The organism is Kitasatospora sp. NPDC023120, assembly GCF_055560835.1.
The window spans coordinates 133,238-154,733 of sequence record NZ_JBVHHY010000004.1; the positions used below are offsets into that span (position 1 = coordinate 133,238).

The following is a 21,496-nucleotide window of genomic DNA, read 5'->3' on the forward strand; positions in this document are numbered from 1 at the left end:
GCGCCTGGACGCACGCGCCGCCCGAACGGACGCGCCGCACAGGCGCCCCGGAACCCGGATCCCGAGCCGCGCCCTCACTTCGGCGCGGCCCGGTCCACCGGCCGGAGCGGGACCACCCCGCACCCGCTGCCGGCCACCGCAGCGCCGACAAGCCCACCACACAAGGGAACCGCCCAATGTTCGCACTCTCTCCGTCGCAGGAGATCGTCTGGCTGCACGAGCAGATGCTGCCGGGTAGCCGCGCCTACAACTTCACCGCCGTCCTCGACCTGTGGGGCGCCCTGGACCGGGACGCGTTGCACGCCGGTCTCGCCGCCGTCCTGGACCACCACCCGGGCCTGCGGCTGGAGTTGGTGCCCCGGTCGGAGGGACTGCCCGGCCAGCGGGTCGCCGAGGGATGCCAACCGGAGCTGCGCTACAGCGACTTCGGGTCCGAGGAAGACCCGGAGGCCGCCTTCCGGCGGCTGCTCGCCGCCGAGGCCGAGGAGCCGGTGGACACCGAGCGGGCGCCGCTGCTGCGCTGGCACCTGGTCCGGCTCGCCGAGGGCCACCACCGGCTGATCCACGTCGAGCACCACCTCGTCCACGACGGCCACTCCTTCGCGATCCTGCTGCGCGACCTGTTCACCGTCTACCGCGCCAGGGTCCTCGGCGAGCCGTACGACCTGCCCGCCGCCCCCTCGTACGAGGAGCACGCGCGCGCCGCCGCCGACATCGCCCGCGACCGCGCACTCGACTTCTGGACCAGGGAGTTGGCCGACGCCCCGCGCGAGGTCACGCTGCCCGGGCTGGCCCGGCCGGGCACCGAGCGCCGCCACCGCGGCGGGCAGCTGCGCCAGGCGATCGGCGCCGACCTCGCCGAGCGGCTGCGCGAGCGCAGCAAGGCCGACGGCCACACCCCGTTCAGCACCCTGCTCGCCCTGTTCGCCGAGATGCTGCGCCGGCACAGCGGGCACCGCGAACTCGTGGTCGGTACCGCCGTCGGCAACCGCCCGGAGGGCTTCGAGGGCACCGTCGGCATGTTCGTGAACACCGTGCCGCTGCGCCTGCGGCTCGACCCCGCCGCCCCCGGCACCGAGGCCGTGGACGAGGTCACCGACGTCCTGATGCGCGCGCTGCCGTACCAGGACCTGCCGGTGCAGGAGCTGACCCGCCGGCTCGGTCTGCACACCAGCGGCGCCGACAACCCGCTGTTCAACGTGATGTTCAGCGCGCACGACGCGGCGCTGCCGGACGTCCAGGCGCCCGGGTTGGAGGTCTCGCTGTACGAGGGCTTCAACACCGGCACCACCCGCTTCGACCTCGACCTGGTGCTGCTGCCCGATGACCGCCGGGTGGTCGGCGAGAAGCACGGCGCCGCCGGGATGACGCTGGTCTGGGACTACGACGCGGACCTGTTCCGCGAGTCCGAGGCCGTGCTGCTGTCCGAGCGGCTGCTGGAGCTGCTGCGCTGCTACCTGGACCGCCCGCAGGCACCGATCGCCGAACTGGCCCCCGCGCCCGAGGCCGACTCGGATTCCCCTGGGCCGGTCGTCGACATGCCCGCCGAGGCGCCGGAGTTGCTCGACTCGGCCGCCACCCACGACCCGACCGCGCTCGCCCTGCTGGCGGGCACCGAGCGGATCAGCTACGGCGAACTCGACCGCCGAGTCACCGAGTTGGTCGAGCGGCTGCGCGCCGCCGGGGTCGCGCCCGGCCAGCCGGTGGCCACCGTGCTGCCGCGCGGCGCGGACAGCGTGGTCGCCCTGCTCGCCTGCCTGCGCCACGGCGCCGTCTACGCGCCGCTGTCCACCGAGGACCCGGCCGCCCGGCTCGGCCTGCTGCTGGAGCGGCTGAGCCCGGCGCTGGTCCTGGCCACCCGGCAGAGCGCCCTCGCGCTGCCCGTCGAGGGCGTCACCCCGGCGCTGCTGGACGGTCCGGCCTTCCCGAAGGCCGAGCCCGCCGCCGTCCTGGAGGGCGCCGCGTACCTGATCCACACCTCCGGCTCCACCGGCGTGCCCAAGCCCGTCCGGGTCGGCCGCGCGGCGCTCGCCTGGTACGTCGCCGCGATCGCCGCCCGCTACGAACTCACCTCCGCCGATCGGGTGTTGCTGTTCGCCCGGCCGTCCTTCGACGTCGCCCTGGAGGAGGTGCTGCCCGCCCTCGCCGTCGGCGCCGCGCTGGTCGTGCCGCAGCGCGAGGTGCCCACCGGGCCCGAGCTGGTCGCCGTCCTGGCCGCCCGCGGCGTCACCGTCGCCAACCTGCCGACCAGCTACCTGCTCGCCGTCCGCGAGGACCTGCGCGAGGCACTGCGCGACGGCCGCTGGACGCCGCGGCTGCTCGTGCTCGGCGGCGAGCGCCTGCCCGCCCGGGCCCTCGCCGACCTGACCGAGGCCACCACCGTCCTGAACGCCTACGGCGTCACCGAGGCGACCGTCACTTCCACCGTGTACCGGGTGACCGCCGCCGACGTCGCCGCGGACGGCGAGATCCCGCTCGGCACCGAGCTGGACGGCGCCCGGATGCACGTCCTGGACGACACGCTGCGCCCGCTCCCGGCCGGCTGTGTCGGCGAACTCGTCGTCGGCGGAACGATGGTGGCCGACGGCTACCTCGGACTGCCCGAGCCGACCGCCGCCCGCTTCGTCACCGTCCCCGCGCTCGACGGCGCCCGCGTCTACCGCACCGGCGACCGCGGTTACCGCGACCTGGACGGCCGGCTGTGCTTCCTCGGCCGCGCCGACAACCAGGTCAAGCTGCGCGGCCACCGGATCGAGCTGGAGGAGATCGAGGCCGCGGCCTCCGCCGAACTCGGCGGCCGATCCTGCGCGGTGCTGCTGCACACCGACCCGCGGACCGGCCCCCGCCTGGTCGGCTTCCTGGAGGGTGCCGACCGCCCGGACCAGGCCGCCCTGCACGACGCGCTCGCCCGCCGGCTGCCCGGTGGACTCGTCCCGGCGAGCTGGACCGCCGTCGCCGCGATGCCGACCCTGCCCGGCGGCAAGCCCGACCGCGCCGCCCTGGCTCGACTGGCCGACGAGGCCACCGAGGCCGCCGCGTCCGCCGCCGAGGAGCCGAGCGCGCCGAGCGCCTTCGCCGACCCCGGCCAGGAGCTGATCGCCGCCGCCTGGCGCGAGGTGCTCGGCCACGACCGCTTCACTGCGGACTCGCACTTCTTCGAGGTCGGCGGCCACTCGCTGCTCGCCGCCCAGCTCGCCGCCTACCTGGAACCGCACCTCGGCAGCCGCCCGCCGCTGCGCACCCTGTTCCGCCACGCCGTGCTGGCCGACCAGGCCCGCGCCCTCGTCGGCCAGAAGTGAAGGGCAGAGCCGAAATGACCGCCCCCTCCGCCGTCCTGGAAGACGGCCACCGCGAACTCGTCGAGGCCTTCGAGAGCTTCATCCGCCGCGAACTCGTGCCACTGGCGGCGGAGTTGCCCGAGACCGCCGACCAGGTGCCGGGCGACCTGCGCACCTACGTCCGCAAGCGCTCCGCCGCACTCGGCTTCTACGCCGGCGACTACCCCGAGGAGCTCGGCGGCTCCGACATGCCCTTCACCGCCGTCGTCCTGCTGCACCACGCCGCCGGGCGCAGCGGCTGCGTCCTCGCGCCGTACGCGCTGGCCGGCTCCGACGGCCCCAGCCCGCTGCTGCGCAACGGCACCCCCGAGCAGGTGGAGCGCCACCTCGTCCCGCTGGTGCGCGGCGAGCAGACCCGCTGCCTCGCGCTCACCGAACCGCACGCCGGCTCCGACGCCTTCCGCCTCACCACCACCGCCGTGCTCGAGGGCGAGCGGTGGGTGCTGAACGGGCGCAAGACCTTCGTCAGCAACGCCGAGCACGCCGGGATCGCACTGGTCGTCGCCGCCACCGACCTCGGCGACGGCGCCGGGCCCACCGGCGGGGCCACCGCCTTCGTGGTGCCGATGGACCAGCCCGGGCTGCGGATCGGCCAGCGCTACGAGGGGATGTCCGGCGAGCCGCTGTTCGAGCTGCTGCTGGACCGGGTCACCGTCGGACCGGAGGCCGTGATCGGCGGCGAGGAGGGCGTCGGCGCGGCCACCGCCCTCGCCATCGACAGCCTCTCCCGCGGCCGTCTGGTGGTCGCCGCGATGTGCAACGGCATCGCCGAGTACGCGCTGCGCATCGGCGTCGAGTACGCCAAGGACCGGCGCGCCTTCGGCCGGGTGATCGGCGAGTACCAGCACGTCCAGGAGCACCTGGTCGCCACCCGGGCCGAGGTCGAGGCCTCCAAGCTGCTCACCCTCGCCTGCGCCCGACTGGTCGACGAGGGCACCGAATCGCCCGAGAACGCCGCGCTCGCCAAGCTCACCGCCTCCGAGACCGCCGTCCGCGCGGTGGACCGCTCGCTCCAGGTGCACGGCGCCACCGGCTGGGTGCGCGGCCACCCGCTGGAGTTCCTGTACCGCTACGTGCGGATGACCACGATCATCGAGGGGACCTCCGAAGTCCAGAAGGTGATCATCGCCCGTTCCATGGGCCTGAACTGACGATCCGTCACGATACTTTGGAGACCACGATGGAATCCCCCGACACGGACACCACGAGTGCGGGTATCCCGAGCATCGGGTACGGCCGTCCGCACCAGGACGACGCGGTCCTCGACCTGTTCACCACCTGGGTGCGCCGCACCCCCGACGCCCCCGCCCTGATCGACGGCGAGCGCACCTACAGCTACGCCGAGCTCGACCGCCTCGCCGACAGAACCGCCGCGGCGCTGCGGGGCAAGGTCGGCTCGGGCGACCTGCTCGGCGTCTGCCTCGGCCACTCGGTGTCGCTGGTGGCCGTCACCCTGGCCGCCGCCAAGCTCGGCGCCGTCCACCTGCCGATCGGCCCGCGCCCCGGCGAGCGCCGGCTGCGGGCCGTCGCCGAGCAGCTGCGCCCGGCCTGCCTGGTCGGCGAGCCGGCCCTGCTGCCGCCCGGCGGCGAGCAGCTGCCGCTGGACCTGCCCACCGAGGGCGTGGTGGCCGCCCTGACCCCCGGCGGTCAGGTGCCCGTCCCGGTCGGCACCCACTACGCGGTGCTCACCTCCGGTTCCACCGGCACCCCGAAGGCCGTCGCCGTCACCGAGCCCGCGCTCGGCGCGCTGCTGCACTGGTACCGCGAGCTGACCGGCCTCGGCCCCGGCGAGCGGCACAGCCTGCTGATCGGCGTCGCCTTCGACCCGCACGTGATGGAGCTCTGGGCCGGCCTCACCTCCGGCGGCACCCTGGTCGTCGCCCCCGAGGCGGTCCGCTGGGACCCGAGCGCGCTCACCGACTGGTGGCGCGAGGCCGGCATCACCGTGAGCGTGCTGCCCACCCCGCTGGCCGAGCCCGTCCTCGCCCGTCCCTGGCCCGCCGGGCTCGCGCTGCGCCACCTCATCGTCGGCGGCGACCGGCTGCGCCGCGCCCCCGGGCCCGAGGTCACCGCGACCGTCCACAACGCCTACGGCCCCGCCGAGGCCACCGTCACCACCACCGTTCACACCATGGCGCCCGGCGGCGACCACGGCGCCGGTGCCCCGCCGATCGGGCTGCCGATCGCGGGCGCGGTCGTCCTGGTCACCGACGAGGACGGCCGGCCGGTGCCGCGCGGTGTGGCCGGCGAGCTGCGGATCGGCGGTCGTGGACTGGCCGCCGGCTACCTCGACCCCGAGCTGACCGCCCGCCGCTTCGTCGGCGCGCCCGAGGGCGTGGACGGCACCGACCGGGTCTACCGCACCGGCGACCGGGTGGTCATGCGCCCCGACGGGGCGCTGGAGTTCCAGGGCCGCCTGGACGACCAGGTCAAGGTCAGCGGCGTGCGGATCGAGCCCGCCGAGGTCGAGGCGGCGTTCGAGCGCGACCCGCAGGTGCGCCGGGCGGTGGTCGCCGCCGAGCAGGCCCCGGCCGGCGGCGTCCGGCTGCTCGCCTTCGTCCAGCTCGAGGAGGGCGCGCACACGACGGACGCCGACCCGGCGCGGCTGCTCGACGCCGTCCGGCCCTGGCTGCCCGAGCAGGCCGTACCCGCAGCCGTCCGGCTGGTGGACCGCTTCCCGCTGGACGCCAACGGCAAGGTGGACCGCCAGGCCCTGCTGGCCGCCGTGCCGGCGGAGCCCGCGGGGGAGGAGGGGGATACTCCCGTCGAGCGCACCGTGCTGAAGCTCTGCCGTGAGCTGATCGGCCGCGCCGACCTCGGCCCGGCCGACAACTTCCTGGCCTCGGGCGGCAATTCGCTCGCCGCCGCACGACTGCTGGAGGCCCTGGAGAGCGAGTACGGGATCCGGCTGCGCGCGCCCCTGGTGCTGCGCCAGCCGGACCTGCGGGCCGTCGCCCGGCTGGTCGAGGAACGGGTGGCCGCCCTGACTGCGACCGCCTGACCGCGGCCGCCTGGCCGTCCCGCCCCTTCTCGGCCTCCCGCACCTTCCTCAGCCTCCTCCGTCTTCTCCGTCTCCTCAGCAGGGCGCCCCGAACCCGTACCGCCGGGGCGCCCGGAAGGGATTCCCATGCACTCCGCGACCCTGCCCGCGCTGATCGCCCGGCAGGCCGAACGGCAGCCCGACGCGCTCGCCGTGACCGATGGCACCACCGTCCTCACCTACCGCGAACTCGTCGACGCCGCAGGCCGATTGGCCGCCGTGCTGGCCGCCCGGGGCATCGGCCCCGGCAGCGCCGTCGGCCTGCTCTGCGCCCGCTCCACCCGCCTGGTCGTCGCCCAGCTCGCCATCTGGCGCGCCGGCGGCCACGTCCTCCCGCTGGACCCGGCCTACCCGCGTCCGCGCATCGCCGAGATGACCGCCGACGCCGGGGCCGGGCTCGTCCTCGGCGACAAGGCGCTGCTCGCCGAGACCGGACTGGCCGAGGAACACACCCTCGTCCTGACCGAGCACGGCACCGACGCCGACGGCACGGTGGCTCCCGACGCCTCCGACCCGACCGCACCCGCCCTGGTCTTCTACACCTCCGGCTCCACCGGGCGGGCCAAGGGCGTGCTCGTCCCGCACAGTGCCGTCGCCGACCTGGTCACCGCCCCGGACGCCATCGCGCTCGGCCCGCGCGACCGGGTGCTGTTCCACTCCGCCGTCACCTTCGACGCCTCCACCTTCGAGCTGTGGGCCCCGCTGGCCCGCGGCGCCGCCGTCGCCGTCTCCCCGGCCGACCGGCCCACCGCCGAGGAACTCGGCCGCGACGTCGAACGGTTCGGCGTCACCACCCTGATGCTCACCAGCGCGCTCTTCCACCACCTGGCCGCCCGCCAGTCGCGGATCTTCGGGGTGCTGCGCACCCTGGCGGTCGGCGGCGAGGTGCTCTCGCCCGAGCACGCCGGCGCGGTGTTGCGCGCCTTCCCCTGGCTCGAACTGGTCAACGTGTACGGGCCGACCGAGGCGACCACCTTCACCACCCTGCACCGGGTCACCCCGGCGGACTGCGCCGGCCCCGTCCCGATCGGACGGCCCTTCGGCGGCGCCCGCGCCCTGGTGCTGGACGAGCAGCTGGCTCCCGTACGGCCCGGCACGGTCGGCGAACTGTGGATCGCCGGCGACCGCCTCGCCCTCGGCTACCTCAACCGGCCCGAGCTGACCGCCGAGCGCTTCCGCGAGCTACCGGACCTCGGACGGGCCTACCGCAGCGGCGACCTGGTGCGCCAACTGCCGGACGGCACTCTGGAGTTCCACGGCCGGACGGACGAGCAGGTCAAGGTGCGCGGCTTCCGGATCGAACCGGGCGAGGTCGAGCACGCGCTGCTGCAGCTCCCCGAGGTCGCCGAGGCCGCGGTGGTGGTCCGACGGGCCGGTCAGGACGACGCGGCCCTCACCGCCTGCCTCGTGCTCGCCGAGGGCGCCGGACAGGCCACCGACACGCTGCGCACCCGGCTCGCCGAGCGGCTGCCCGCCCACCTGGTGCCCACCGCCTGGACCGTGCTCGACGCGCTGCCGCTGACCGGCTCCGGCAAGGTGGACCGGCGGGCGCTGGCCGCCGACGACGTGCTCCGGCAGCCCTCGGCCGAGGGCGGCGCGCTCACCCCGATCCAGCAGGTCGTCGCCGAGGCCTGGAGCCGCGCCCTGGAGCGCCCGATCACCGACCCGGCGGCCGACTTCCTCGCCGAGGGCGGGCACTCGCTGCTCGCCATGTGGGTCGTCGACGACCTGCGCGAGGACCTCGGGGTCGAGCTCTCGCTCGCCGACTTCCTCGGCCACCCGACCGTCGCCAGGCAGGCGGAGCTGCTCGAACGGGCGCTGCTGGCCGCCGACGGACCGGACCACTCCGGCGACTCCGGCGACTCCGACGGTTCGGACGAGACCCAGGGAGAAGCCCGATGACCGCCGTGGACCAGGCCGACCTGCTGCGCCGCGCCCGCAACCGCCGCAGCGCCGCCGCTCCCGCACCCCGGCGCCCCGGCGTGCCCGACGGCCCGGCCCCGCTCTCGCACGCCCAGCAGCGGATGTGGCTGATGGACCACCTCGGCCAGGGCGGCGCCCTCTACAACGTCCCGATCGCCACCCGGCTGCGCGGCCCGCTCGACCGGGTCGCCCTCGCCGCCGCGATGACCGGCCTCACCGAGCGGCACGCCGTCCTGCGCACCCGCTACCCGCGCCGGGCCGGACAGCCCTACCAGCAGATCGACCCGCCGGCCCCGGTGTCGCTGCCGGTCGTGGACGCCACGACGGAGGCGGCAGCCGCGGAACAGCTCGCCGCGGAGGCCGTCCGCCCGTTCGACCTCGCCACCGGACCGGTGCTGCGCGCCCTGCTCCTGCGGCACGGACCGCAGGACCACACACTCGTCCTGACGATCCATCACATCGCCGTCGACGGAGGCTCGCTGCCCGTCCTGGCCGACGACCTGGCCGCCCTCTACGCCGCCGCGCGCGACGGCGTGGCGCCCCAACTCCCGCCGCCCGGACCGTCGTACGCCGAGTACGCCCGGCAGGAGCGCGCCCGGGACGCCGAACTCACCGCCGCCGCCGACACCCTCGCCGCCCGGCTGGCCGGAGCCCGCCCGCCGGCCCTGCTGCGGCCCGTCCCGCCCGGCGTCCGGGAGCGCCGGGCCGTGCTGCACGCCGCTCCGCTGGCGCCGGCCGTCGTGGACGGCCTGCGCAGCCTCGGCGCCCGGCACGGCGCCACGCTGTTCACCGTCGTCCTGGCCGCCGCGTTCGCCACGCTGCGCACGGCCTCCGGACAGGGCGACCTCGTTCTCGGCTGCGCCAGCGGTCACCGGGCCCGACCCGAGCTGCGGCGCACCGTCGGCCTCGCGGTCAACACCCTTGCGGTGCGGGTCGATCCGGCCGGCGACCGGTCGTTCGCGGAGCTGCTGGCGGCGGTACGCGGCGAACTGCTCGCCGCCCAGCAGCACCACGACGTGCCGTTCGACCTCGTGGTCGAGCGGCTCGGCGCGGCGGCCCGCAACGCGGACGGCACCCCGCTGCTCTCCGTCACCTGCGACCTCGTCCAGCCCGTCGCACCGCTGACGCTGCCGGGCCTCGCCTCCGAGAACGTGGAACTCGACCTCGGGCTCGCCAAGTTCGGCCTGGCGCTGCTCGTGGAGGACGGCCCGGCGCCGCGCTGCCTGGTCCAGCACGACCGGGACGCCCTGGACGAGGCCACCGCCGCACGGCTGCTCGACGCCTTCGCCGCCGTGCTCACGGCCGTGGCGGGGGAAGCGGACCCGCGCCTGTCCGAGCTGCCCGGCAGGCTCCTGGTCGCCGCCGAACACCCGGTGGTGGAACTGCTGTTGGCCGACCCGAGGGTGGTCGACGCGGCCGTGGTGGAACGCGCCGCCCCGGCGGGCGACGGGCCGCCGCTCCCGCCGCTCGCCTACGCGGTGGTCCGCGGACCGGTCGCCCCGAACGGCGCCCAACTGCGGGCCGCCCTGCGCGGACGCCTTCCCGCAGCCGAACTCCCGCTCGCGGTCACCCTGGTGGACCGGATCCCCCGGCACCCCGACGGCACCCTCGACCGCGGCCGACTGCCCGGCGCCGTGCCGTCCGGGGAAGGCCCGCTCGGAGCGGGGCCACTCGGGGGCGAACCGGTCGGCGAGGGCCCGGTCGGCACCGTCCGGGAGGCCTTCGGCGAACTGCTGGGCACCACCCCGCCCGCCGACGGGGACTTCTTCGCCCACGGCGGCCACTCCCTGGTCGCCGTCCAACTCGCCGAACGCCTGCGCACCCGCACCGGGCTGCCGCTCACCGGCCTCGACATCCTCGAGCAGCGCACCCCGCGCGCGCTCGCCGCCCTGCTCGCCACCCGCGAGGACGAGCGCCGCGCCGTCCTCGCCCGGACCGGCGCCCGCCCGCAGACCCGCCCCCGCACCGGAACCGTCCTGCTCACCGGCGCCACCGGCGGGGTCGGCGCGGCGGTGCTGCAGGAGCTGATGGCCCAGGGCAGGCCGGTCCGCGTACTGGTCCGGCCCGAGTCCGCGCACCTGCCCGCCCTGCACGGCGCCGAGGTGGCGGAGGGCGACCTCGCCGACCAGGACAGCCTGCGGCGCGCCGTCGAGGGCGTGGACGCGGTGATCCACTCCGCCTGCACCTTCACCGACCACGCCACCGACGTCGCCGCGATGCGCGCCCTGGTGGACGGCTGGCGCGGCGGCCCGTTCGTCTTCGTCAGCAGCATCGACGCGTACGGCCGCCCGGCGGGCACCGAGGTCCCCGAGGGCAGCCCGAGCGGCCCGCTGGTCACGGCCTACGGGCAGGCCAAGCTGGACTGCGAGCGGATCCTGTTCGAAGCCGCCGGCCCCGGTCGCGGCCCGGTCACCGCCGTCCGCGCCCCGATCGTCTGGGGCCCGCACCACCGCCTGCGCGACCAGCTCCGCTGGGGCTCCACCGGCCCCCTCTACCAGGCCGCCCTGGCCGGTCGACCGATCACCCTGCCGCCGTCCGACGACTGGTACGGCGCCTCCTGGGTGCACGCCGCCGCGCTGGCCCGCGCCCTCGCCGCCTGCGCCGCCCCCGAGCACCCGGCAGCCGGGCGGGTCGTCAACGCCGTGAGCGGACACGTCTCCTGGAGCGACTTCACCGCCGAACTGGTCCGGCTGCTCGGCTCCACCAGCCCCCTCCTCACCGGCCCCGACGCCGAGGAGGAACTGCGCCGCCCCTGGCAGTACCGGGCCGAAACCCTGGCCGCCCCCCTCGCCCCCGAACCGGGCGAGGACTGGCGCACCGTCCTCGCAGCCATGACCGCCTGAGCCGCCCCCGCGGGCGGAGGGTCCTCCCGCACACCGGACCCTCCGCCCGGCCGGAGCCCTCTCTCGGCCGGACCCTCCGCTCGGCTGCGGCTCCCAATTCACCACCACGGTAAGCCTGTTGTACGCTCCGGTCTGGGCGCGCACCCCCTGGCGTCCGTCCACCGGACCGGAGCCCCCGATTCGCGTTCCGGTCCGCGGACGCGGCCCCTATGGTCGTCTCCCGGGCACGACCGGGTGGATTCCTGAGGGGGGGGACCGTGCACATCCACTGCGAGCGCTACGGCTTCGAGCGCTGCGGGGGTGTGAAGACGGGCCCTAGAGTGGCCGGACCGGCAGAGGGGCGCGGGAAAAGGGGGGACGTGTGACGGAGCGTGATGTCCGACGGGGTGCGGCGCGGCGCGGGGCGGTGGCGCTGGCCGTCTGGTGGCTGTGGATGCCGCTGGTCGCGGTCCTGGTGTGGCTGGTCAAGCACCTCGTGTTCGGCGGGTTCGGGCAGCAGGACCAGAGCTATGTGCTGTTGCTCCAGCAGGAGTTGTTCCCGCACGGCGGTGTGCCGGACGCGACGCCGCTGTTCTGGATCTGGGTCGCGGTGGGGCTGTGCGGCACGGTGGGCGCCGTCGCCTACGTCGCCGAGGAATCCGGGGCCGGGTTCCTCGGGTGGCGGGTACGGCTGACCCTGGCGGTGACGGTCCTGGCGGTGGTCGCCTCGCTGGTGCGGGTGGGCACCGGACTGTGGGACGACGACAAGGACGCGGGCCGCTTCTACGCGGCGTCGACCGTGCTCGACATCCCGGCCGGCGGGGCGGGCACGCCGCGTTCGGTGCTGCCGGTCACCGAGCACACCCGCGCGGGCGACGGCGGCCGCTGCGACCTGGTGGGCACCGCGGACGTGCCGGCCTGCGTGAAGACCGCGCCGATGCCGGACTTCGACTTCGAGGCCCGCACCGCCTCCTACGCGGCGGCGACCAAGGCGCTCACCGACAGCGCCGGTCTGACCTCCGGAGTCCACCTGATGGGGCACAGCCTGCACTACCTGCCCGACGCCTCCCAGGGCGGCGGGGTGTGGACCGCCGTGCTGGACGGCTCCGGCGAACAGCCGATGGAGGGCATCGCCGTCTGGGACGGCCGCTCGAACTCCGTGGTCACCTGCGCGTTCCGGGGCGACCACGCGTTCGGCCGGGCCTTCGCCGGCACCGGGGCCGTCAGCCTGCGCAACCTGCTCTCCGAGCGGTTCCCGAGCCTGGTCTACAGCGACCAGGACATCTGGGGCTACTGCGACGGCACCGACCCCCGCACCGCCCAGCCGGTGGTGGTGATCTCGGTGGCACGGCAGACCGGCTGGCGGCAGCGCACGGTACTGGAGCCGGCCGGGGTGCTGGTCCTGCGCGGCTCGCCGGACGGCCGTCCGAGCACGACGTACCGGCCCGAGGTGGCGCCGGGTGAGCTGCCCGGGGCCGTGTACCCGGCCTCGGTGGTCCGGGACCAGATCCACGAGGTGCAGTGGCTCGGCGGGCGCGGCGCCAAGGACGACCGCGGCTTCGGCTACGCGCACACCTCGGCGGCGACCAACGCCGGCAACCCGGGAGAGTTCCTGCTGCGCTCCAAGGCGGACGGCCACCTGTACTACGTGACGCCGCTGGTGCCCCGGGAGAGCTCCTCCCAACTGGTGGTGGCGTTCGCCGTCCTGCAGGCCGACCGGGCCGGCGGCGGCCTCAACGACCTGCACGTGTACGTGCGCGGCGACGACAGCCCGCCGGTGAACCTGGACGTGCTGGCCGGCCGGATGGTGTCGTACATGGCGCAGCAGACCGGGATCGGCATCAGCGCCGGGCAGGGCGGCGCGCTGCAGGAGATCATCCCGTTCGGCCGGGACATGTGGCGCGGCTTCGTGGACTTCAACGGGCAGACCCAGGACTACATCGACCTGTCGGGTGATGCCACGGTGACGCCCAACCTGGTGTCCCTGAACGGCAGCATCACCCCGCCGGGCGGCGGACAGCCTGCCCCGGCAACCGGCACACCGGTGCCGAGCGCCCCACCGACCGTTCCGCCGACCGCCCCGCCGACCGCGCCGGTGGGCGGCTGCGGCGGCGATCCGGGGCAGTTGACGACCGGACAGCTCGCGGCCTGCGTCGCGGAGCTGTCCAAGCAGCTGCAGGGGCGCGTGCAGGATCCGGCCCCCGCCCGGCCCTGACAGGACAGCGCACCGGGGGCCGTCGGGTGCCCATCGGGAGGACAGCACGGGCGTCGGGAGGACGTCGGAGGCAATCGGAAAGAAAATGGCCCGTGTCCGTCCACCGGTGTCGATCCGCGACCGCGCCGTTCGACCTGGGACTGAGAGGGTCGAGAGCCGACCCCCGAGCAAGGAGACCGGCCATGGCGAAGTACATGCTGATCATGCGAGGCACGGACGAGTCCGTCGCCAAGACGATGGAGACGCCCTTCGAGGAGATGCTCGAAACGGTGGGCCGCTTCAACGAGGAGCTGATCCGGGCGGGTGTGCTCGTCGCGGCCGAGGGGCTGGACGATCCGTCCCAGGGCGTGGTGGTCGACTTCGCCGGGGAGACACCGGTGGTCACCGACGGCCCGTACGGTGAGACGAAGGAGCTGTTCGGCGGCTTCTACCTGATCGACGTCGCCTCCAAGGAGGAAGCGGTCGAGTGGGCCAAGCGGCTCCCGGCGTTCCCCGGCTCGAAGTGCGAGGTCCGCCGCGTGCCCGGCATCGAGGAGTTCCCGCAGGACAACGAGTGGATCATCAAGGAGCGGGCGTGGCGCGAGCGGACCGGCCAGCTGTGACGCCCGAGGCCGTCGACGGTCCGCCGGTCGCCGAGTCGGCGCGGCGGGCCGTCGAGGCCGTCTGGCGGATCGAGTCCGCACGGATCGTCGGCGCGCTGGCCCGCTACACCGGGGACTTCGCGCTCGCCGAGGACGTCGCGCAGGAGGCACTGGCGGAAGCGCTGGTCGCCTGGTCGCGCGACGGGGCACCAGCCAGCCCGGTGGGCTGGCTGCTGGCGACGGCCCGGCGGCGGGCCATCGACGCCTTCCGCCGCAGGTCGGCGCTCGACGAGCGGTACGCCGTGCTCGCGGGTCCACTGGCCGACGGCGAACTCAGCTCCGGCGCGGCCGCGCCCGAGCGGCCCGACGATCTCCCGTGGGACCCGGACCGGGTCGACGACGACGTCCTCGCGCTCATGTTCACCGCCTGCCACCCCGTGCTGCCGCCCGAGGCCCGGGTGGCCCTCACCCTGCGCGTGGTGGGCGGCCTGTCCAGCGAGGAGATCGCCCGCGCCTTCCTCGTGCCCATCCCGACCGTCCAGGCCCGGATCACCCGGGCGAAGAAGACGATCGCCGCCGCCCACGTGCCGTTCGAGCTGCCGCCGCCCGAGGACCGGCGCGCGCGGCTCGGTGCCGTCCTGAGCGTCCTGTACGTGATCTTCACGGAGGGCTCCACGGCGACGACCGGCGACGACCTGCTGCGCCCCGACCTCGCCTACGAGGCCGTACGGCTGGCCCGGACGCTGGCCGCCCTGCTGCCCGCCGAGCCGGAGGTGCACGGCCAGCTCGCGCTGTTCGAGCTCACCGCCGCACGCTTCCCGGCACGCACCGGGCCCGACGGCGAGCCGGTGCTCCTCGAGGACCAGGACCGGCGCCGGTGGGACCGCTCGGCGATCCACCGGGGCCTGGCCGCGCTCGGCCGCGCCGCGACCCTCGGGCGGGGCCTCGGACCGTACGGTCTGCAGGCCTCGATTGCCGCCTGCCACGCGACGGCGCCCTCGGCGGGGGAGACCGACTGGGAGCGCATCGTGCTCCTGTACGAGGCGCTCGGCCGGGTGGCCCCGTCGCCGGTCGTCGACCTCAACCGGGCCGTGGCCGTCGCGATGGCGGGCGCGCCGAGGGAGGCGCTCTCCATGGTCGACGACCTGGTCGCCTCCGGCCGTCTGTCGGGCTCGCACCTGCTCCCGACCGTGCGCGGCGAGCTGCTGGCGCGCCTCGGCCGCACCGGCGAGGCCCGGGTCGAGCTGGAACTCGCCGCCCGCCTGTGCCGCAACACCCGGGAGCGGTCCGTGCTGCTGCGCAAGGCGGCCGCCCTGGAGTGACGCCCGCACGCGGGGTACGGCCAGTCGGCCGTCAGGCGTGAGCCGTCGCCTGTCGCCCGCCGGCCGTCAGGCGATCCGCCGCCTGCGGTCCCGCAGGGCGGGGCGGCGGCCGGTCAGTGCGTCGAGGGCCAGGACAGTGCCCTTGGCGGTGGTCACGTACACCACGCCGCCCGCGTAGACCGGGGTGCTGCCTGGGGCGTCCAGGGCGCGTCGCCAGCGCACCGCGCCGGTGGCGGGGTCGATCCGCAGCAGCGCGCGGTTGCGGGCCGAGCTGACCACCCAGGCGTCGGTGCCGCTGACCGTGACGGAGGAGGCCCCGTTCGGGCCGGCGAGGTGCCAGCGACGCATGCCGGTGGTGATGTCCAGGGCGTGGACACCGGTGAGGAAGTCGCCGATCAGGAGCAGGTCGTCCGCGATCGCCGGGCTGTGGTCGATCGCGCTGCCACCCGCCTCGGCGCCCCAGCGCTGCTTGCCGGTCACCGCGTCGAAGGCGTGCACCAGGCCCGCGCCGGTGCCGATGTAGACGGTGCCGTCGGCGACGCTCGGCGCGCAGGCGGCCAGGTACCGCTCGGCGTTGTCGTCGTACCAGACCCGCTCGCCGTCCGCCGCCCGGTAGGCGCCCAACTGCCCCTTGAGGCCCGTCACGTAGACCATGCCCCCGGCCACCGCGGCCTCGGAGCAGGAGCCGTCCCGCAGGTACTGCTCCCACCGCTTCCGGCCGGTGCGCGCGTCCGTCGCGACCAGCCGGCTGGAGTCCGTCCGGCGCAGCGAGAACACCGCCGTGGTCACGGTGTAGACCACGCCGTCGGCGACGGTGGGCGAGGACGAGGCGCCGACGCGGGTGCTCCAGCGCTCCGTGCCGTCGGCGGTGTCCAGCGCGCGGAGCACGCCGTCCGTGCCGATCACGTAGACGGAGTCGCCCGCGACGGCGGGGGTACCGGTCAGCCGGTCCTGCGCCCGGTGGCGCCAGCGCAGCTCGCCGGTGAGCGCGTCCAGGGCGTAGCAGCAGCGGTCGGCGGTCTGGTACAGGGTCCCGGCGCAGACGGTGGGTGCCGCGCGGGGGAGGTCGGGCAGGCGGACGCTCCAGGGCCGGAAACCGGCCGGCGCCGGGGCCTCGGGGTAGACGCCGGTGTGGTCGGGGCCGCCGAGGTGCATGGCGGTCGGGCCGGCGAGCGTGGACTCGTTGCCGTTGCCGTTGCCGTTGCCGTTGCCCGGCGCCTCGGCGGCACCGGGGGCGGCAGGGGCGGTGGTGGTGCGGGTCCGCGTGGGGCGGTGCTCCCCCCACAGGTCAGGGTCGGCGAGTTCGACGAGCTGGATCAGGGAGCGCAGGATCGACAGGGGCTCTTCGCCCGGTGCCGTGGGTATCGGGCGCCCGACGTGGCAGAGCCAGCGGTCGTCCACCCGCCACTCCAGCCAGCGGCGGTCGTCACCGTACGCCCGGACGGCGGGGGTCAGCAGCCGCCCGGCGAGGTCCGGGTCGGTGGTCTCGACGAGGTGGACGGCGTCGTACTGGGCGTCGCCGCTCTCGTACAGGTACCGCCCGGGCGTCTCCCGGACGCGACGGCGCAGCAACGGCAACATGGTCTCGACGGCCAACAGGTGGCGGGAGACGACCACCAGGGGGAGCGGGCAGGGGAGTTCGACCAGGTGGACGGTGCAGACGGCCGGGTCGGGCCGACCGCTGACCCAATCGAAGACGGTGACCCGGTGGCCGTCGAGCGTGCCGGTGGCGGCGAACCGGGCGCGGGGCGCGGCGTCACCGCCGCCGGTGACCACCGCCTCGCGCCAGCGCTCGACCAGCTCCGGGGCCTCCTCACGGAACTCCCAGCCCTGTTCGGCCGCCAGACGCTGCCGCTCCTCCCGGCGCCGCCGCAGTCCGGCGTTACCCGCCCCGCTTCCCCAACGGCCCATGCCCCACCTCCAGTTGCGAGTGCACGAACCGTACCGCGTCGAGCGGACACGAAGCACGACATTGTCCTGGCTGCAATCACGGCGCTGCCCGTGCGTCACCCCCTCGCGGCGCTGACTCGGCCGAAACCCTGCCAGGGCTGAGCGGTTCGCGAGCGGGTAGGTTCCGGCCATGGGTGACGACTGGCGGGCGGATCGGATCGGGAGCGCGCTGCGGGGCGAGAACCCCACGGTGCTACGGAGTTTGACGGCGGGGTTCGCCGTCATCGGCGATGTGCAGTTCCTGCCCGGCTACTCGGTGCTCCTGGCGGACGACCCCCGGGTGGAGCGACTCTCGGACCTGCCCAGGGACAAGCGGCTGGCCTTCCTCGCCGACATGGACCGTCTCGGGGAGGCAGTCGAGCGGGCGTCCCGCCGCCTGGATCCGGCTTTCCGGCGGGTCAACCTGGAGATCCTCGGCAATACGGACGGCTTCCTGCATGCGCACGTCTGGCCGCGGTTCGCGTGGGAGCCGGCCGACCTGGTGGGCAGGCCGGTGTGGCTCTACCCCCGGGATCGGTGGTCCGATGAGCAGTTCGCCCTCGGCCCTCGGCACGACCCACTGCGCGCGGCGATCGGGGACGAGCTGGACCGCCTGGGCCCGTGACCCGACGCGGGGCGTGGTCCGGTGGCCGCCGCCCGTGCGGTTGAGCCGGAGGCTGCGGGTCATGGCGCGACGTCGCTGCTCGACACCCCCCACCTGGTCCACGAGTGGGGTGCTGGCGGTGGCGGTGCCGGTGGAAGATCCGGCAGGTGATCCGCCGCAGTCCCGCCACCTGCCGCATGATGATCCGGCTGCGGCACCAGTTCGGTACTGCCTGACCGTGCGTCATCCGAGTGCCGCCGGGGACCTGAGGGTCCCCGGCGGGCCGCGCCCGGCGTCGAGCGACGGCGCGTCGAGCGACAGGGCATCGAGCGACGTGGCGTCAGGCGACCGTCAGGACGATCTTGCCGGTGGTTCGGCCCTGCTCGCCGAGCTCGTGGGCCTTCGCGGCCTGCGACAACGGCAGGACCGCGTCCACCACGGGCCGCAGGGCGCCCCGCTCCACCAGTGCGGCGATCTCGCGCAGGCCCAGGTGGTCCGGCTCGACCAGGACCCACAGTGCCCGTACCCCGTCCGGGGCGGCGGGCACGTCGTCCGGCCCGGGCAGGGTGATCAGCCGGCCGCCGGGCCGGAGCACCCGCAGGGAGCGCTCCGCGGTCTCGCCGCCGAGCCCGTCCAGCACCACGTCGACGTCGGACACGGCGTCCTCGAAGCGCACGGCCCGGTAGTCGACCACCTCGTCCGCGCCCAGCTCCCGCACCAGGTCGTGCTTGCCCGCGCTGGCGGTGCCGATGACGTACGCGCCGCGGGCCTTGGCGATCTGCACCGCGAAGTGGCCGACCCCGCCCGCCGCCGCGTGCACCAGCACCCGCTCCCCGGGGCGCACGTCCGCCGCGTCCACCAGGGCCTGCCAGGCGGTGAGTGCGGCCAGGGGCAGCGCCGCGGCCTCCACGTGGGTCAGGCCCGCCGGCTTGGGGGCGAGGTGGCGGGCCGGTGCCACCACGTACTCGGCGTACCCGCCCGCCTGGCGCGGGAACAGCGGCATTCCGTAGACCTCGTCGCCGGGGCGGAACAGCCCCACGCCGGGGCCGACGGCCTCGACCGTGCCGGAGACGTCCCAGCCGACCGCCGGTACGTCGCCCCACTCGATGAAGGCGCCGCCGGCCCGGGTCTTCCAGTCCACCGGGTTCACACCGGCCGCGTGCACGCGCACCAGGACCTCGTTCAAGCCCGGCTCGGGGCGCTCGACCTCGCGCTCGACCAGGTTCTCCGGCCCGCCCCACTGCTCCACGACCACCGCTCGCATGCTGTCCCGCCTCGTTCTTCGTTGCGTTCCGTTCGCCGCCGGGTCCCGGCGACGCAGTCCACGATCCGGTACGGCCGTCCGTCGCGGTGTTGGCCGTCTGGCCACTATGTGACAGGATCCGGCCATGGGTACGGCGAGGGCAGGAAGCGCGGACGAGCGGGAGCGGACGGCGGGAGCACCGCCCGGGGGGCACCGGATCGCCGTGTTGGCCCTGCCCGGCGTCCCGCCCTTCGAGCTCGGGATCCCCTCCCGGGTGTTCGGCAGCGCGCTGGACGCCGAGGGCCGCCCGCTCTACGAGGTCGTCGTCTGCACCGCCGACGGCGCCCCCGTCCTCAGCGACGCCGGCTTCACCGTGCAGCCGGCCGCCGGCCCCGAGGCGCTGGCCGCGGCGGACACCGTGATCGTCCCGCCCACGCACGCCATGCCCGAGCTGGGCCGCGGCGGGCCGCTGCCCCCCGAGGTGGGCGCGGCGATCGCCGGCATCCGGCCCGGCACCCGGCTGGTGTCCATCTGCTCCGGCTCCTACGTGCTCGCCGCGGCCGGGCTGCTCGACGGTCGGCCGGCCACCACGCACTGGAACCTGGCCCCGGAGTTCCGCCGGGCCTACCCGGCGGTCAAGGTCGACGAGGAGGTCCTCTTCGTCGACGACGGGGACGTGCTCACCTCCGCCGGTGTGGCCGCCGGCGTCGACCTGTGTTTGCACGTGATCCGCCGCGACCACGGTGCCGCGGTCGCCAACCGAGCCGCCCGCATGTGCGTCGTGCCGCCCTGGCGGGATGGCGGACAGGCCCAGTACATCGACCGGCCGGTCCCCGAACCCACCGTCGCGAGCACCACCGCCACCCGCGCCTGGGCACTGGAACACCTCGGCGAGGAACTGCCCCTCACCCGGCTCGCCGAGCACGCCCGGATGAGTCTGCGCTCCTTCACCCGGCGCTTCCGCGACGAGGCCGGGATGACCCCGGTGCGGTGGCTCACCGCACAACGCCTGGAACTGGCCAAGCAGTTGCTGGAGACCACCGACCTGTCGATCGACCTGGTCGCCCACCGGGCCGGCTTCGGCTCCGCCAACTCCCTGCGCGCGCACATGAGGTCGACTTTCGGCGTCTCCCCGGCCGCCTACCGCCGAACCTTCAGCCCGCACGAGCCCGCCGCCGCGTCCGCCGCCGGCTGATCCCGCGTCGGCCCACCGCGTCGGTTCACCTGCGGGCGGGGCGGGCCGGCCGCGTTGCGCGGTGACCCGGTCCGTCGAGGCTGATCAGGCCGCCCGGCCGGTCACACGCCCGTCTCGGCGACGACGCGTATCTCGTGGACGGCGTTGCGGTCGCCGGTGAGCGGCTGGACGCGCCCGGCGGAGTCAGTGGCCCGGCAGCGGATGCGGTGCGGTCCCGGGGCGAGGTCGTGGCGGAGCCGGAAGCGCTGCCAGGTCGGATCCGGGCCGCGCTGGTCCAGTGCGGCGGGCTGCCAGTCGGCGTCGTCCACGGCGATCTCGACGGACGTCACCTCGGTGGAGCTCCAGGCGTAGCCGGCCAGTTCGCAGCTTCCGGCCGGGACGGTGCGCCCGTCGCCCGGGGTGAGCAGCTTGCTGCAGACGTCCTTCTCGCGGACCGGCCGGATCTCGTGCTCGCCGGGCAGGACGCGGGTGTAGAGGCGGGTGGTGAAGAGGTGGTCGGGGCGGTCGGCGGCCAGCACGATCCGGCTCAGCCACTTGACCGAGTTGGTGCCGAACATCCGGGGCGCCACCGCCCGCAGCGGGTAGCCGTGGTCGGGGCGCAGCGGTTCGCCGTTCATGGTGTGCGCGAGGACGACCTCGGAGATCGCCTGGTCGAGGGGGAGGTCCTTGAGGTAGTTCAGACCGCTCTCTCCCGCGAAGTCGCCCCGGTCGGCGCCCTCCAGCCAGACGTGCCGGGCCTGCGGCCGCGGGCCGGCGAGCTCCAGCACGGCGGCGAGCGGGACACCGGCCCATTCCAGGTTGGCGACGGCACGGGTCGGCTCGGTGGGGCGCGTCGGGTTGCCGAAGCACTCGTGGACGGCGGTGAAGCGGGTCTGCGGCAGGCCCAGGACGGCGGGGAAGTCCAGCCGCAGGGGCCGCTCCACCAGGCCCTCGACGGTGAGCGACCAGGTCGCGGCGTCGAGCCGCGGGTGCGGTCCGAGGTGGTTGCGGATGAAGACGCCGTCGACCGGAGTGAGGAAGTGGTCGGGTGTCTCCGGATCGGTCCTGATCATCTGTCACGCCCCCGTGTGGTAGTCGCCATGAGGTGTGATCGACAGTACAAGGAGCGACTGACATCGCTCCAGGTCGGGCCCGGGGCAGGGGCCGGGGCTGGGCCTCGACCTCCCTCCTGTCCGGGCGCGGTGCCCGTGCATCGCGGAGCCTGCACGGTAGGCCACGGCACTGACATCGGTGGCCCCACCGAGGGGAGCCTGCCCGGCAGTTGACGGCCGGCTGCGCCTGTGC

At 75.3% G+C, this 21,496-nt stretch carries 13 protein-coding genes; 10 read left to right on the forward strand and 3 right to left on the reverse strand.

What is annotated here, in order from left to right; genetic code table 11:
* The first annotated feature begins 176 nt into the window (after positions 1 to 176).
* The 8 genes from ACZ3TI_RS07535 (at position 177) to ACZ3TI_RS07570 (ending at position 15,241) form a co-directional block, all read left to right on the forward strand.
* Positions 177 to 3,299, forward strand: coding sequence for a non-ribosomal peptide synthetase (locus ACZ3TI_RS07535; protein ID WP_465724440.1), 3,123 nt, complete (start codon positions 177 to 179; stop codon positions 3,297 to 3,299).
* A 14-nt stretch (positions 3,300 to 3,313) separates the two neighbouring features.
* Entirely contained in the window at positions 3,314 to 4,489 is a 1,176-nt protein-coding gene (locus tag ACZ3TI_RS07540; protein WP_465724442.1) for an acyl-CoA dehydrogenase family protein, read from the forward strand.
* A gap of 29 nt (positions 4,490 to 4,518) precedes the next feature.
* Positions 4,519 to 6,339 carry an amino acid adenylation domain-containing protein gene (locus tag ACZ3TI_RS07545; protein WP_465724444.1) on the forward strand — a complete coding sequence of 607 codons (1,821 nt, stop codon included), beginning with the start codon at positions 4,519 to 4,521 and terminating at the stop codon, positions 6,337 to 6,339.
* Between the two features lie 126 nt (positions 6,340 to 6,465).
* Positions 6,466 to 8,280, forward strand: coding sequence for a non-ribosomal peptide synthetase (locus ACZ3TI_RS07550; RefSeq protein ID WP_465724446.1), 1,815 nt, complete (start codon positions 6,466 to 6,468; stop codon positions 8,278 to 8,280).
* Complete coding sequence (locus ACZ3TI_RS07555) at positions 8,277 to 11,144, forward strand: condensation domain-containing protein (RefSeq protein WP_465724448.1); 2,868 nt, start codon at positions 8,277 to 8,279, stop codon at positions 11,142 to 11,144. The genes ACZ3TI_RS07550 and ACZ3TI_RS07555 overlap by 4 nt, the downstream gene beginning before the upstream one ends.
* 361 nt (positions 11,145 to 11,505) lie before the next feature.
* Entirely contained in the window at positions 11,506 to 13,338 is a 1,833-nt protein-coding gene (locus ACZ3TI_RS07560) for a hypothetical protein (protein ID WP_465724450.1), read from the forward strand.
* Positions 13,339 to 13,520: 182 nt separating this feature from the next.
* The gene (locus tag ACZ3TI_RS07565; protein WP_465724452.1) at positions 13,521 to 13,940 is read left to right on the forward strand and encodes a YciI family protein; all 420 of its coding nucleotides are present in this window, start codon (positions 13,521 to 13,523) and stop codon (positions 13,938 to 13,940) included.
* Positions 13,913 to 15,241, forward strand: a complete 1,329-nt coding sequence (locus ACZ3TI_RS07570) for an RNA polymerase sigma factor (RefSeq protein WP_465724454.1) — start codon at positions 13,913 to 13,915, stop codon at positions 15,239 to 15,241. Before ACZ3TI_RS07565 ends, ACZ3TI_RS07570 begins: the two co-directional genes overlap by 28 nt.
* A 66-nt stretch (positions 15,242 to 15,307) precedes the next feature.
* Here the strand turns inward: ACZ3TI_RS07570 and ACZ3TI_RS07575 are convergent, their stop codons facing one another.
* The gene (locus ACZ3TI_RS07575; RefSeq protein ID WP_465724456.1) at positions 15,308 to 17,152 is read right to left on the reverse strand and encodes an outer membrane protein assembly factor BamB family protein; all 1,845 of its coding nucleotides are present in this window, start codon (positions 17,150 to 17,152) and stop codon (positions 15,308 to 15,310) included.
* A gap of 169 nt (positions 17,153 to 17,321) precedes the next feature.
* Here ACZ3TI_RS07575 and ACZ3TI_RS07580 point away from each other — a divergent pair, with 169 nt between their 5' ends.
* Positions 17,322 to 17,795: a diadenosine tetraphosphate hydrolase gene (locus tag ACZ3TI_RS07580; protein ID WP_465724458.1), complete on the forward strand. Its 474-nt coding sequence runs from the start codon at positions 17,322 to 17,324 to the stop codon at positions 17,793 to 17,795.
* A gap of 319 nt (positions 17,796 to 18,114) precedes the next feature.
* Here ACZ3TI_RS07580 and ACZ3TI_RS07585 read toward each other — a convergent pair whose 3' ends face one another.
* Positions 18,115 to 19,038 (reverse strand): NADP-dependent oxidoreductase, encoded by a 924-nt coding sequence (locus ACZ3TI_RS07585; RefSeq protein WP_465724460.1) that lies wholly within the window; start codon positions 19,036 to 19,038, stop codon positions 18,115 to 18,117.
* 124 nt (positions 19,039 to 19,162) lie between these two features.
* Here ACZ3TI_RS07585 and ACZ3TI_RS07590 point away from each other — a divergent pair, with 124 nt between their 5' ends.
* On the forward strand, positions 19,163 to 20,212 hold the full coding sequence (locus ACZ3TI_RS07590) for a GlxA family transcriptional regulator (RefSeq protein ID WP_465724462.1): 1,050 nt from the start codon (positions 19,163 to 19,165) through the stop codon (positions 20,210 to 20,212).
* A gap of 101 nt (positions 20,213 to 20,313) precedes the next feature.
* On the opposite strand, the gene ACZ3TI_RS07595 is transcribed toward ACZ3TI_RS07590, so the two are convergent.
* Positions 20,314 to 21,264: a molybdopterin-dependent oxidoreductase gene (locus ACZ3TI_RS07595; RefSeq protein ID WP_465724465.1), complete on the reverse strand. Its 951-nt coding sequence runs from the start codon at positions 21,262 to 21,264 to the stop codon at positions 20,314 to 20,316.
* Between the last annotated feature and the right edge of the window lie 232 nt (positions 21,265 to 21,496).

Excerpts from the sequence above, each read along its gene's own strand:
- ACZ3TI_RS07585 (WP_465724460.1), bottom strand. The coding sequence starts at position 19,038 with ATGCGAGCGGTGGTCGTGGAGCAGTGGGGCGGGCCGGAGAACCTGGTC.
- ACZ3TI_RS07535 (WP_465724440.1), top strand. The coding sequence starts at position 177 with ATGTTCGCACTCTCTCCGTCGCAGGAGATCGTCTGGCTGCACGAGCAG.
- ACZ3TI_RS07550 (WP_465724446.1), top strand. The coding sequence starts at position 6,466 with ATGCACTCCGCGACCCTGCCCGCGCTGATCGCCCGGCAGGCCGAACGG.
- ACZ3TI_RS07575 (WP_465724456.1), bottom strand. The coding sequence starts at position 17,152 with ATGGGCCGTTGGGGAAGCGGGGCGGGTAACGCCGGACTGCGGCGGCGC.
- ACZ3TI_RS07590 (WP_465724462.1), top strand. The coding sequence starts at position 19,163 with ATGGGTACGGCGAGGGCAGGAAGCGCGGACGAGCGGGAGCGGACGGCG.
- ACZ3TI_RS07540 (WP_465724442.1), top strand. The coding sequence starts at position 3,314 with ATGACCGCCCCCTCCGCCGTCCTGGAAGACGGCCACCGCGAACTCGTC.
- ACZ3TI_RS07545 (WP_465724444.1), top strand. The coding sequence starts at position 4,519 with ATGGAATCCCCCGACACGGACACCACGAGTGCGGGTATCCCGAGCATC.
- ACZ3TI_RS07595 (WP_465724465.1), bottom strand. The coding sequence starts at position 21,264 with ATGATCAGGACCGATCCGGAGACACCCGACCACTTCCTCACTCCGGTC.
- ACZ3TI_RS07565 (WP_465724452.1), top strand. The coding sequence starts at position 13,521 with ATGGCGAAGTACATGCTGATCATGCGAGGCACGGACGAGTCCGTCGCC.
- ACZ3TI_RS07580 (WP_465724458.1), top strand. The coding sequence starts at position 17,322 with ATGGGTGACGACTGGCGGGCGGATCGGATCGGGAGCGCGCTGCGGGGC.
- ACZ3TI_RS07555 (WP_465724448.1), top strand. The coding sequence starts at position 8,277 with ATGACCGCCGTGGACCAGGCCGACCTGCTGCGCCGCGCCCGCAACCGC.